The sequence below is a fragment of the Microbacterium alkaliflavum genome, assembly GCF_044325405.1.
GTDB lineage: Bacteria > Actinomycetota > Actinomycetes > Actinomycetales > Microbacteriaceae > Microbacterium > Microbacterium alkaliflavum.
The window spans coordinates 103,510-115,164 of sequence record NZ_JBIQWL010000001.1 but is presented as its reverse complement, the minus strand read 5'-3'; the positions used below and the strand labels follow the sequence as shown (position 1 = coordinate 115,164).

Below are 11,655 nucleotides of genomic sequence, written 5' to 3'. Positions count from 1 at the left end.
TCAGAGCGCGGCGGCGAAGGCGTCGTCGTAGATCGCGAGCGCCTCGTCGACCTCGTCGTCGGTGACGACGCAGGGCGGCACGACGTGGATGCGGTTGTCGGCCTGGAAGGGCAGCAGTCCGCGCGACACGAGCGCGCTCTTGAGCTTGCCGATCGCGGCGGCCGGCAGCGGCTCGCGCGTCTCGCGGTCGGCGACGAGCTCGAGCGCCCAGAACACGCCTTCGCCGCGCACCTCGCCGATCGCCTCGTGCTTCTCGGCGAGTTCGCGGAGCCCCGGACCGAGCTTCTCCGTGCCGATGCGCCGCGCGTTCTCGACGATCCCCTCCGACTCCATCGCGTCGAGTGCGCCGACGATCGAGGCCGCCGCGAGCGGGTGTCCGCTGTAGGTCAGGCCGCCCGGGAAGACGCGCTCGTCGAACGTCGCCGCGATGCGGTCGGGGATGATGACGCCGCCGACGGGCACGTAGCCCGAGTTGACGCCCTTCGCGAAGGTGATGAGATCGGGCACGACGTCGTAGCCCTGGAAGGCGAACCAGCGGCCCGTGCGGCCGAACCCGGCCATGACCTCGTCGAGGATCAGGAGGATGTCGTACTCGTCGGCGAGGGCGCGCACGCCTGCGAGATAGCCGGGCGGCGGGATGAGGATGCCGGCCGTGCCGGGCACCGATTCGAGGAGGATCGCCGCGATCGTGCCGGGGCCCTCCGACTGGATGACGCGGCGCAGGTGCTGCAGCGCGCGGGCGCTCTCCTCCTCGGGCGTAGTGGCCCAGAACTCGGAGCGGTAGAGATAGGGGCCGAAGAAGTGCACGTGTCCGCGGGCGAACTCGTTCGGCATCCGTCGCCAGTCCCCCGTCGCGACGATCGCCGCACCGGTATTGCCGTGGTACGAGCGGTAGGTCGAGAGCACCTTGTCGCGGCCCGTGTGCAGCCGCGCCATGCGGATCGCGTTCTCGATCGCGTCGGCGCCGCCGTTGGTGAAGAAGACCTTGGAGAAGCCCTCGGGCGCCCGCGCGACGATGCGCTTCGCGGCCTCGCCGCGCGTGAGGTTCGCCGCCGACGGACCGACCGTCGCGAGCTGATCGGCCTGGCGATGGATCGCCTCGATGACGGCGGGATGCTGGTGCCCGATGTTGACGTTGACGAGCTGGCTCGAGAAATCGAGGTAGCGCTTGCCGGCGTGGTCCCAGACGACGCTGCCCGAGCCGCCCGCGATGACGACGGGCGCGAGCGCCTTCTGCGCCGACCACGAGTGGAAGACGTACTCGCGGTCGAGCCGCGTGGCGAGCTCGTCGAGATCGGTGGTCGCGTCGCTCAAGGTCATGCCTGCCATTCTCGCCCCGTCCTCGGCCTCGCGGGGCCGGGACCGGCCCGAGACCGGCCAGGCGGAATTCCACCTGGCCGGTCTCGGGCATCCGTCCTACGGACCGCCTCCGCGAGAGTGCTGTCAGTTGCCGCCCTCGTTGAGCGTGACCGTCATGGGGGTGAACGACTCTCCCATGACGTCGACGCCTTCGTCCTTCAGCTCCTTCAGCGCCTTCTCGACGTAGGTGTTTGAGTAGGCGGTCTTGGGCGGATCGGTGGTGATGATCGTGGAGCCGGTGTCGTTCTTCGTCTTCAACGCGATGTCGACGGTCTGATCCCACTGGTCCTTGTTGATCGTGCCGACGCCGCTGGTCGAGGGCCAGATGAGCTTGTTGACCTCGTTGGTCATCCAGAGCTGATGGCTGGTGCCCAGGGTGGAGCCGGCATCCGTCACGATCTGCGCGGCCTTCTCAGGGTTGTCCCTGGCGTAGACCCAGCCCTTGATCGAGGCCTTGATGAACTTGACGGCCGTGTCGGCGTACGCCGAGTCGGATTCCAGTCGATCGGCGTCGGCCCAGATGGCGTCCTGGAGCATGGCGGTGCCCACGTCGTTCCAGTTGATGACGTTGAGGTCGTCGGGCTGGTAGAGCTCGCCCGTCGCGGGGTTGACCGTCTCGAGCACCTGGGCGTACTCGTTGTAGGTCATCGCCTGCGCCGCGTCGATGTCGCCCGCCAGGAACCCGTTCATGTCGAACGCCTGCTGCACGAGGGTGATGCCGTTGGAGGTGTCGATGCCCGCCTTCTGCATGCCGGCGAACAGCTCCCACTCGTTGCCGTATCCCCAGCTGCCGACCTTCTTGCCCTTGAGGTCCTCCGGCTTCGTGATCCCCTCGTCCTTGAACGAGATCTGAGTCGTGGCCGAGCGCTCGAAGATCTGCGCGATGTCGGTGACGTTCGTGCCCTGCTCGATCGAGCCGAGCACCTTCGGCACCCACGAGATCGCGAAGTCGGCGTCGCCGGCGGCGAGCACGTCGATCGGAACCGTGTCGGTGCCCGCCTCCTGGATCGTGACGTCCAGGCCCTCGTCCTTGTAGTACCCCTCGGCGAGCGCGGCGTAGTAGCCGGCGAACTGCGCCTGGGACACCCACTGGAGCTGAAGGGTGACCGGGGTGAGGCCGCCGCTCTCGCTCGGTTCCGCCGATCCGCCGGACGAACAGCCGACGAGGGCGAGAGCGGCCGCGACGCCGAATGCGCCGACGGCAAGCAGCCGCTGGTTGCTGTGCTTCATGGGATTTCCTCCTTCTGGTGTTGCTCTCGGTGTTCCGGTCGCGCGAACGCGGCAGGTCAGTGGCGGAAGCGGCTCATCACGAGCGCCTCCAGCGCGTAGACGGCGCAGTAGAAGACGAGACCGGTGAGGATCGCACCGAGCACGAACGCCCACGCGAGCGCGTAGTTGCTCGACGACACGGCGGACGTGATCGCCTTGCCGAGGCCGCTCACCGGCCCGCCGAAGTACTCCGCGACGAGTGCGGAGATGACGGCGAGCGAGGACGCGATGCGCAGTCCCGTGAAGAAGAACGGCAGCGCCCCGGGCAGCGTGACGTGGCGGCTCATCTGCCGCGCGGATGCCGCATAGGCGCGCATCAGGTCGCGGTGGATGGGTTTGACCTGACGGAGGCCCCGGAGCACGTTGAAGTACACGGGGATGAACACCGCGACGGAGGCGACGATCTGACGGCCGGTCTCGACGCTTGCGCCGAACATCGCATAGAAGACCGGCGCGAGCGCGACGATCGGGATGACGGCGAGCGCCGTGATGAGCGGGGCGGTGACTTCGTCCAGGGGCCGCCACGCGGCCGCGAGCAGGGCCCACAGCGTGCCGACGACGGTGCCCACGACGAGCCCGACGAGGGCGTTCGACGCCGTGCCCAGGCTCGCGAGCCAGATGACGTCGAGCCGCGAGACGAACTGGTCGCCGATCGACAGCGGACTCGGCACGACGAAGGGCTTGATCTGGAAGACGACCACGATCACCTGCCAGAGCGCGACCGCCGCGAGCCCGAACACGATCGGGGAGGCGACGACGCGCACGCGGTCGGCGTTCACCGTGTCTCCACGCCGCGGGGTCCCGCCTTCGGCGAGCCGTGCAGCGCCTCGCGGACGGCGCTGACCTGTTCGAAGAAGGCGGCGTCTTCGCGCAGTTCCTCTGTGCGCTCGCCGCGCAGCGCCATCTCGAGGACCGCGGTGATCCGCCCCGGGCGCGGCGACATGACGACGACCCGGTCGGAGAGGAAGACCGCCTCGGGAATCGAGTGCGTCACGAAGACGACCGCGGCACCGGTCTCGGCGCAGATGCGGGCCAGTTCAGTCTGCATGGTCTCGCGGGTCATCTCGTCGAGGGCGCCGAACGGCTCGTCCATGAGGAGAAGCCGCGGCTTCTCCGCGAACGCCCGCGCGATCGCGACCCGCTGCTGCATGCCGCCCGACAGCTGATCGGGGAACCGGTCTGCGAAGTCTGCGAGTCCGACGAGATCGAGGAGCTCCTTGGCCCGCGTCTGCTGCGCGGCGAGGCTGACCCCGTGCAGCGCGAGCGGAAGCTCGACGTTCCCGCGTACTGTCCGCCACGGCAGGAGCCCCGCCTGCTGGAAGGCGATGCCGTAGTCCTGGTCGAGGCGCGCGCGACGCGGCGGCTTGCCGAACACCGAGATCACGCCGCCGGTGGGCTCGTCGAGGTCGGCGATGAGCCGCATGAGGGTGGACTTGCCGCACCCGCTGGGGCCGATGAGCGAGACGAACTCGCCGTCGGCGACCGTGAGGTCGATGCTCTCCAGCGCGTGCACGGTCTTGCCCTTGCCCGTTGTGAACGTCTTCGAGACGCCCTCTACGTGCACTGCAGCGGTCGCGGCGTCCGATGGCGTGTCATCCGGTCTCGTCACTGGCTCACCTCTCCCCTGCGGTAGCGCCGAAGGCCGACACCGAGCATCACGACGAATCCCGCGGCGAGCAGCCCGATGAGCACGGCGCCGAAGATCGGCGACCACTGCTTGGCCGGATCGGAACTGCCGCTGGCCGCGTACTCCACGATCGCGCGGCCGATGCCGCCGCGCATGCCGATCGACACCTCCGCCACCACCGCGCCGACGACGGCGCCGGCCGCACCCAGACGCAGCGCCGGGATGAGATAGGGCACGCTCGCGGGGAGTCGCAGGCTGGCGAAGGTGCGCCACCAGCCGACGCCGTACGCGCGCATGAGGTCGAGCTGCGCGCGCTCAGGCGAGGAGAAGCCGCGCAGCGCGCCGACCGAGACCGGGAAGAAGGCGAGGTAGCTGGCGATGACGGCGACGGACATCCAGTTCTCCCAGTGGAGCGAGCCGAATTCCAGCTGCGAGCCCCAGCGGCGCACGAGTGGCGCGAGTGCGATGAGCGGCACCGTCTGGCTGAGCACGACCCACGGGAGGAGCGCGGACTCGGCTGTGCGGAATCGCTGCATGAGCACGGCGATGCCGAACCCGACGACGACCCCGATCGTCCACCCGACGGCGGCGATCCCGAGCGTCACGAGCGCCGCCTGGAGGGTCGCGAGCCACAGCGGCGGCGCTCCAGGCGAGCGAGTGACGGGTTCCAGCGAACGGGCGACCATGTCCCACACGTGCGGCATCGCGAGCGCGCTCGTGCGCGGCAGCACCGTGAGCCCGCCGATCACGACGCCCTCCGCCGGGGCGAGGAGCTTGTACGCCTCCCAGAGCACGGCGAGGAGCACCACCCCGAGGACGCCGAGCAGGACGGGCCGCAGTCGCGTCACGACTTGGCCGTGACGTGCTCGGACACGGCGGGGATGACGTGCTCCCCGTAGACGCGCATCGTCTCCTCCTTGTTGTCGTGCTGGAGGTAGCCGGCGAACTGGGTCACCCCGAGCGCGCGCAGCTGCTCGAGCTTCGCGATGTGCTCCTCGGCCGTGCCGAGGATGCAGAACCGGTCGACGATGGCGTCGGGGACGAAGTCGACGTGGTCGTTGTCGGCCTTGCCGTGCGTGTTGTAGTCGTAGCCCGTGCGGCCCGCGATGTACTCGGTCAGCGCATCGGGAACGGCGCCGTGCACCCCGTACTTCGCGACGATGTCGGCGACGTGGTTGCCCACCATCCCGCCGAACCACCGGCACTGGTCGCGCATGTGCTGCCAGTCGGTGCCGATGTACATCGGCGCGGCGACGCAGAAGGCGATCGAGTCGGGGTCGCGGCCGACGTTCGCCGCGGCATCCCGGACGCTCTTGATCATCCAGGCGGCGATGTCGACGTCGGCGAGCTGCAGGATGAACCCGTCGCCGACCTCGCCCGCGAGCTTCAACGCCAAAGGCCCGTACGCCGCGACCCACACGTCGAGTGAAGACCCGCGGCTCCACGGGAACTGCAGCGTCGCGCCCTTGTACTCGACGGGCCGCGAGTTGGCGAGCTCGCGGATGACGTGGATGGCCTCGCGCACCGCCGTGAGCGACGCCGGCTGCCCGTTCGTGACGCGCACGGCGGAGTCGCCGCGGCCGATGCCGCAGATCGTCCGGTTGCCGTACATCTCGTTGAGGGTCGCGAAGACGGATGCCGTGACCGTCCAGTCGCGCGTCGACGGGTTCGTCACGAACGGCCCCACCGTGATGCGGTTGGTCTGCGCGAGGATCGCGGAGTAGATGACGTACGGCTCCTCCCACAGCAGGTGCGAGTCGAACGTCCACACGTGGCTGAAGCCGTGCGCCTCGGCGAGCTTCGCGAGCTGCACGGTGCGCGACGCGGGCGGGTTGGTCTGCAGGACGACGCCGAAGTCCACGGCTACACCAGGTACTGCGACAGGCCGCGCTTGAGGTAGCGCCCGTCGCCCTTCGATCCGAGGTACTCGCCGCCGTCGACGATGACCTTGCCGCGGGAGAGGACCGTGTCGACGTGTCCGTCGATCTCGTAGCCCTCCCAGGCCGAGTAGTCCATGTTCATGTGGTGGGACCTGCCGGTAGGCGAGCCATCCGGCCGCTGGCCGAGACCGATCGACGTGTGGCCGTTCGGGTCGTAGACGACGACGTCGCCGTCGGCGCCCGGCTGGATGACACCCTTGCGGCCGTAGAGCCCGAACATGCGTGCCGGGGTGGTCGAGGTGAGCTCGACCCACCGCTCGAGCGTGATCCTGCCGGTGACGACTCCCTGGTACATGAGGTCCATGCGGTGCTCGATCGAGCCGATGCCGTTCGGGATCTTGCGGAAGTCACCGAGCCCGAGCTCCTTCTGGTCCTTCATGCAGAACGGGCAGTGGTCGGTCGAGACCATCTGCAGGTCGTTCGTGCGCAGTGCCTGCCACATGTGGTCCTGGTGGCCCTCGGCACGCGAGCGCAGCGGCGTCGAGCACACCCACTTGGCACCCTCGAAGTCGCCCCACTCCTCGCTCGACGCGCCGAGCTGCTCCTCCAAGGACAGGTAGAGGTACTGCGGACAGGTCTCGCCGAACACGTTCCAGCCCTTGTCGCGGGCCGCGGCGAGCTGTTCGACGGCCTGCTTGGCGCTGACGTGCACGACGTACAGCGGCGCGCCGGTGACGTTCGCGAGCATGATCGCGCGGTGCGTCGCCTCCTCCTCCATCTGCCACGCGCGGGCGATGCCGTGGAAGTAGGGCGACGATTTGCCCTGCTCGACCAGCTGCTTGGCGAGCACATCGATCGCGGGCCCGTTCTCGGCGTGCATCATCGTGAGCAGCCCCGTGTCGCGCGAGACCTGCATCGCCTGCAGGACCTGCGCGTCGTCGGAGTAGAACACCCCGGGATACGCCATGAAGAGCTTGAAGCTCGTGATGCCCTCGTCGATGAGGGTCGGCATGAAGGCGAGCGACTCGTCGTCGATGCCGCCGATGATCTGGTGGAACCCGTAGTCGATGGCGCAGTTGCCGGCGGCGAGGTCGTGCCATCTGGCCAGGCCGTCCTGCACCTTCGTGCCGTACGTCTGCACGGCGAAGTCGATGATCGTCGTCGTGCCTCCCCACGCCGCCGCGCGCGTGCCCGTCTCGAACGTGTCGCTCGCCGACGTGCCGCCGAACGGCAGCTGCATGTGGGTGTGCGCGTCGATGCCGCCCGGGATGACGTATCTGCCGGTCGCATCGATGACGGTGTCGACGGATGCCGCGACATCCGTCCCGAGCAGCTGCGAGCCGGGCGCCAGCACGGCGACGATCGTCTCGCCGTCGATGAGCACATCGGCCTCGCTGCGGCCCGTCGCCGATACGACGGTGCCGCCCTTGATGAGTGTCGTCGCCATGTCCGTCCCCTTACGGCTTCGCGATCTGGGTGTACGAGTCGGGTCGGCGGTCGCGATAGAACTGCCAGTCGTCGCGCATCTCGAGCACCATATTCATGTCGAGGTCGCGCACGAGCACCTCCTCCTGCGTTCCCGAGCCGCGCTCGCCGACGAAGTTGCCGCGCGGATCGATCACCTGGCTCGTGCCGTAGAAGTCGACCGCGAGGTCGCCGTACTCGTTGTCCTCACGCCCGACCCGGTTGGGCTGGAGCACGAAGTAGCCGTTCGCGACGGCGGCCGCCGGGCCCTCGACCTCCCACAGCCGGTTCGACAGGCCGGGCTTGGTCGCGTTGGGGTTGAAGACCAGGTGCGCGTCGTTCAGGCCGAGCTCGCGCCATCCCTCGGGGAAGTGCCGGTCGTAGCAGATGTACATGCCGACCCGGCCGACCGCCGTCTCGAACACGGGATAGCCGAGGTTGCCGGGCCGGAAGTAGAACTTCTCCCAGAACCGGTCGAGGTGCGGCAGATGGTGCTTGCGGTATTTGCCGAGGACGGTGCCGTCCGCGTCGACGAGGACGGCGGTGTTGTAGTAGACGCCGGTCTGCGCCTCTTCGTAGATGGGAAGCACCGACACGACGCCGAGCTCCTTGGCGAGCGCCGCGAAGCGCTGCACGATCGGCCCGTCGGCGGCCTCGGCGAAGCGGTAGTACTTCTTGTCCTGCGTGATCCCGAAGTAGGGGCCGTAGAAGAGCTCCTGGAAACACACGACCTGCGCGCCCTGCGACGCTGCGTCACGGGCGAACTGCTCGTGCTTGTCGAGCATCGACTCCTTGTCGCCCGTCCAGGTGGTCTGCGTGATCGCCGCTCGAACAACAGCCATAGCCGCCTCCATGTCGCCGCCCATGTCGTCGGACGCGGCGTCCCTGTCGCGTCAGGCTCGGGCATTCCGTGCCGGATTCCTGTATTCCAGGGCATGAAGGTTTCACGCCCGTTTCCGGCTGTGTCCCCATAGTTAAGTCCGGGGGCCCGACACCGCAAGAGGCATTCAGTCCGACGGCGCGCGCGACGCCGTCCCAGACGAGGTCAGCGAGGCACGGCGGCGGCGAGTGCGTCGGCCGCGAGGGTGCGCGTGAGCGCGACATCCTTCATCCACAGGGGCGTGACGACGGGATGGATGCCGAGCTCCGCCACGCGGGACGCCTCGGCCGCGTCCTCCTCGGCGATGAGCCAGGCGTCGAGCAGTCCGCCCGCGGCGCGCGCGCCGTACAGTCCCGCGACGCCCGTCGCGGAACACTCGACGCCCACGGCCCGCAGGCATACGTCGGCCATGCCGCGCACGGGAGAGCCTCCGATGATCGGCGAGACGCCGACGACGTGCGCCTTCGCGGCGCGGATGGCCGGGGCGATGCCCGGGATGCCGAGGATCGGCCCGATCGAGACGACGGGGTTCGACGGCGCGAGCACGACGACGTCGGCCTCGGCGATCGCCTCGAGGACGCCCGGGGCCGGCCGCGCCGACTCGATGCCGGGGTTGGCGAAGCCCCGTGGCTCGCGCTTCGCCCGGTGGCGCGTCCACCACTCCTGGAAGTGGATCGTGCCGTCGTCGAGCTCGACGAAGGTGTCGACCTCGTCCTCGGTCATCGGCAGGAGGGTGGCGCCGAGCTCCCACCGGCGGTTCAGCCGTTCAACGACCGCGCCGACTCCGTCGCCGTCGCGCAGCCACGACGTGCGGGCGATGTGGGTGCCGAGGTCGAGGTCGCCGAGCGCGAACCAGTCCCATCCGAGGCCCCACTCGCGCAGCTCGTGCGACACGCGCTCCGACTCGCCTGCCCGACCCCAGCCGCGCTCGGCGTCTTTGACGCCGGCCAGGCCGTAGAGCATGGAGTCGACGTCGGGCTGGACGCGCAGGGCGTGCACCCAGAGGTCGTCGGCCGTGTTGCAGATCACGGTCAGGGAGCCGCCCGCCGCGACGAGGACGTCGCGGAGTCCCACGGCGAACGTCGAGCCGCCGGCGCCGCCGGCGAGGAGGACGACCCGCGGGCCGTCGAGAGAAGAGCGGTCGTCCTGCACGACGGTCGAGCCTACCGAAGCGGTTGGTAGCGTGGCGGCATGCCCGACGTCGCCGAGCTCACGATCCTGCCGCTGCGCGGCATCCCCGAGATCCGCGAGGGCGACGATCTCGTCGCGGTGATCGCGGCGGCCGCCACGCTGCGGGACGGCGACATCCTCGTCGTGACGTCGAAGATCGTGTCGAAGGCCGAAGGCCGGATGATCGCTGCCGACGACCGCGCCGACGCGATCGAGGCGGAGAGCGCCCGGATCGTGGCGACGTCGGCCGACGGCAGGGTGCGCATCGTCGAGAGCCGGCTCGGGATCATCGCCGCGGCGGCCGGCGTCGATGCGAGCAACACCCCCGAGGGGACGGTGCTGCTGCTCCCCGTGGATCCGGACGGCTCGGCCCGCGCGCTCGCGGCGGGACTGCGCGCCGCGACCGGCGCCCAGGTCGGGGTCATCGTGTCGGACACCCTGGGCCGCGCGTGGCGCGACGGCCAGACCGACAGCGCGATCGGCGCGGCCGGCGTGCACGTCTTCGAGGACTACCGCGGCGGTGTGGATTCCGCCGGGCGGCCACTCGTGGTGACGCTCCCCTGCGTCGCCGACGAGCTCGCGGCGGCCGCCGACCTCGTCAAGCGCAAGACGACGGGCGTGCCGGTCGCGGTCGTGCGCGGCCGCCCCGACCTCGTCGGCGACCTCGACCTGCCGGGCGCGCGCAGCATCGTGCGCGAGCGGGAGCGCGACCTCTTCCACACGGGATCGCACGAGTCGTGGGAGGCCGGCTACGCCGCCGGGCTCGCCGCGGCCCGTGAGGGGTGACGGGTATGGCCTGGAAGACCCTCGCGTCCCGCACCGTCTACGAGAACCGCTGGATCCGCGTGCGCGAGGACGACGTGCACGGTCCGCACGGCACCGGGATCTACGGCGTCGTCGAGATGCAGCATCCCGCCGTCTTCGTCGTCGCGATCGACGCGGAGGAGCGCGTATGCGTCGTCTCGCTCGACCGCTATGCGACGGGCGGGCCGTCACTCGAAGTGCCTGCCGGCGGCTCCGACGGAGACGACCCGCTGGTCGCGGCGAAGCGCGAGCTGCTCGAGGAGACGGGGTTCGCGGCGTCCGAATGGACGCACCTCGGCAATGTGAACGCCCTCAACGGGATCGCGAATGCACCCGAGCACATCTTCCTGGCACGCGATCTGCAACGCGCGGCGGATGCCGCGCACTCGCAGGCGGAGGAGGGCATCGACGCAGTCCAGTGGATGCCGTTCGCCGACGTGCTCGGGCTCATCTCGTCGGGCGCCATCAGCGACGGCGAGACGATCGCGGCGCTGGCCTTCGCCGGCATCCGGCTCGGCCGCTTCCGCTGACCCGCGCCGCGCCGCTCACCCGACCTGCGGCCACCACCCCGGCAGGATCGCGAGGTACACCCGCAGGAAGTCCTCGACGCGCGGTTCGGGATGCTGCAGCCACCCCTCGATGACGCCCACGGTGCCGTCGGCGAGGAAGCGGCTCGCCGCCTCATCGACCTCGGAATGCGGGACTCCGTCGACGTCGACGTCGATCCGCACGCGGTCGCGCTCGAGCAGGATGCGCGTCGTCTCACGGAAGTGCCGGCTCAGCATGGCGTGCAGGCTTCCGCGGCCGTCGGCGAGCTCGCGCCGATAGATGGCCGCGTGCCGGGCGACGTGGTCGAGCACGCCCTCCGTGACCGTCGCGACGGCGGTCGCGGCATCCGATCGGTCCTCGAGGAGCGCGGCGCGCAGGTCGTCGAGCTCGCCTGTGAGCGCCTGCTCGACGAGGCCGGCGGGCGAGGACGCGTGCTCGTAGAAGGTCGAACGGTGCACGCCTGCCGCGTCGGCGACCTGCGTCACGCTGAGCGATGCGATGGGCTCAGCGGACGCGAGGTCGAGCGCGGCGGCGTAGAGACGGCCACGACTGCGACGTCTGCGCGGGTCCATGACACCTCCGGGAATGTTCTCCGACAGGTGTAGGTTATCTCCTGCATAACCGACAACTGTCGGAGAAACACCACGGCGCCG

The 11,655-nt window shown here is 69.8% G+C and carries 12 protein-coding genes; 2 read left to right on the top strand and 10 right to left on the bottom strand.

The features are described 5' to 3' along the window. The 9 genes from ACH3VR_RS00530 to cofD all read right to left on the bottom strand — a co-directional run bounded on the left by ACH3VR_RS00530 (window position 1) and on the right by cofD (window position 9,631). Window positions 1–1,320 carry an aspartate aminotransferase family protein gene (locus tag ACH3VR_RS00530; protein ID WP_396638796.1) on the bottom strand — a complete coding sequence of 440 codons (1,320 nt, stop codon included), beginning with the start codon at window positions 1,318–1,320 and terminating at the stop codon, window positions 1–3. A gap of 123 nt (window positions 1,321–1,443) precedes the next feature. After that, entirely contained in the window at window positions 1,444–2,589 is a 1,146-nt protein-coding gene (locus ACH3VR_RS00525) for an ABC transporter substrate-binding protein (RefSeq protein WP_396638795.1), read from the bottom strand. Between the two features lie 56 nt (window positions 2,590–2,645). Then, window positions 2,646–3,407 carry an ABC transporter permease gene (locus tag ACH3VR_RS00520; protein ID WP_396638794.1) on the bottom strand — a complete coding sequence of 254 codons (762 nt, stop codon included), beginning with the start codon at window positions 3,405–3,407 and terminating at the stop codon, window positions 2,646–2,648. Next, complete coding sequence (locus tag ACH3VR_RS00515) at window positions 3,404–4,237, bottom strand: ABC transporter ATP-binding protein (protein ID WP_396638793.1); 834 nt, start codon at window positions 4,235–4,237, stop codon at window positions 3,404–3,406. Before ACH3VR_RS00515 ends, ACH3VR_RS00520 begins: the two co-directional genes overlap by 4 nt. Further along, window positions 4,234–5,103 carry an ABC transporter permease gene (locus ACH3VR_RS00510; protein ID WP_396638792.1) on the bottom strand — a complete coding sequence of 290 codons (870 nt, stop codon included), beginning with the start codon at window positions 5,101–5,103 and terminating at the stop codon, window positions 4,234–4,236. Before ACH3VR_RS00510 ends, ACH3VR_RS00515 begins: the two co-directional genes overlap by 4 nt. Continuing rightward, window positions 5,100–6,116 carry a TIGR03842 family LLM class F420-dependent oxidoreductase gene (locus ACH3VR_RS00505; protein WP_396638791.1) on the bottom strand — a complete coding sequence of 339 codons (1,017 nt, stop codon included), beginning with the start codon at window positions 6,114–6,116 and terminating at the stop codon, window positions 5,100–5,102. The genes ACH3VR_RS00510 and ACH3VR_RS00505 overlap by 4 nt, the downstream gene beginning before the upstream one ends. Window positions 6,117–6,118: 2 nt before the next feature. Beyond that, window positions 6,119–7,582 (bottom strand): dihydropyrimidinase, encoded by a 1,464-nt coding sequence (gene hydA, locus ACH3VR_RS00500; RefSeq protein ID WP_396638790.1) that lies wholly within the window; start codon window positions 7,580–7,582, stop codon window positions 6,119–6,121. Between the two features lie 10 nt (window positions 7,583–7,592). Then, window positions 7,593–8,441 carry a nitrilase-related carbon-nitrogen hydrolase gene (locus ACH3VR_RS00495; RefSeq protein WP_396638789.1) on the bottom strand — a complete coding sequence of 283 codons (849 nt, stop codon included), beginning with the start codon at window positions 8,439–8,441 and terminating at the stop codon, window positions 7,593–7,595. A 203-nt stretch (window positions 8,442–8,644) separates the two neighbouring features. Then, window positions 8,645–9,631 (bottom strand): 2-phospho-L-lactate transferase, encoded by a 987-nt coding sequence (gene cofD, locus ACH3VR_RS00490; protein ID WP_396638788.1) that lies wholly within the window; start codon window positions 9,629–9,631, stop codon window positions 8,645–8,647. Between the two features lie 39 nt (window positions 9,632–9,670). Between cofD and cofE the strand changes: the two genes are divergently transcribed. Continuing rightward, window positions 9,671–10,435, top strand: coding sequence for a coenzyme F420-0:L-glutamate ligase (cofE, locus tag ACH3VR_RS00485; RefSeq protein WP_396638787.1), 765 nt, complete (start codon window positions 9,671–9,673; stop codon window positions 10,433–10,435). A 5-nt stretch (window positions 10,436–10,440) separates the two neighbouring features. Then, the gene (locus ACH3VR_RS00480) at window positions 10,441–10,983 is read left to right on the top strand and encodes an NUDIX domain-containing protein (protein ID WP_396638786.1); all 543 of its coding nucleotides are present in this window, start codon (window positions 10,441–10,443) and stop codon (window positions 10,981–10,983) included. Between the two features lie 15 nt (window positions 10,984–10,998). Here the strand turns inward: ACH3VR_RS00480 and ACH3VR_RS00475 are convergent, their stop codons facing one another. Next, window positions 10,999–11,574, bottom strand: coding sequence for a TetR/AcrR family transcriptional regulator (locus ACH3VR_RS00475; RefSeq protein WP_396638785.1), 576 nt, complete (start codon window positions 11,572–11,574; stop codon window positions 10,999–11,001). Between the last annotated feature and the right edge of the window lie 81 nt (window positions 11,575–11,655).

Excerpts from the sequence above, each read along its gene's own strand:
- ACH3VR_RS00530 (WP_396638796.1), bottom strand. The coding sequence starts at position 1,320 with ATGACCTTGAGCGACGCGACCACCGATCTCGACGAGCTCGCCACGCGG.
- ACH3VR_RS00525 (WP_396638795.1), bottom strand. The coding sequence starts at position 2,589 with ATGAAGCACAGCAACCAGCGGCTGCTTGCCGTCGGCGCATTCGGCGTC.
- ACH3VR_RS00475 (WP_396638785.1), bottom strand. The coding sequence starts at position 11,574 with ATGGACCCGCGCAGACGTCGCAGTCGTGGCCGTCTCTACGCCGCCGCG.
- ACH3VR_RS00480 (WP_396638786.1), top strand. The coding sequence starts at position 10,441 with ATGGCCTGGAAGACCCTCGCGTCCCGCACCGTCTACGAGAACCGCTGG.
- cofE (WP_396638787.1), top strand. The coding sequence starts at position 9,671 with ATGCCCGACGTCGCCGAGCTCACGATCCTGCCGCTGCGCGGCATCCCC.
- ACH3VR_RS00495 (WP_396638789.1), bottom strand. The coding sequence starts at position 8,441 with ATGGCTGTTGTTCGAGCGGCGATCACGCAGACCACCTGGACGGGCGAC.
- hydA (WP_396638790.1), bottom strand. The coding sequence starts at position 7,582 with ATGGCGACGACACTCATCAAGGGCGGCACCGTCGTATCGGCGACGGGC.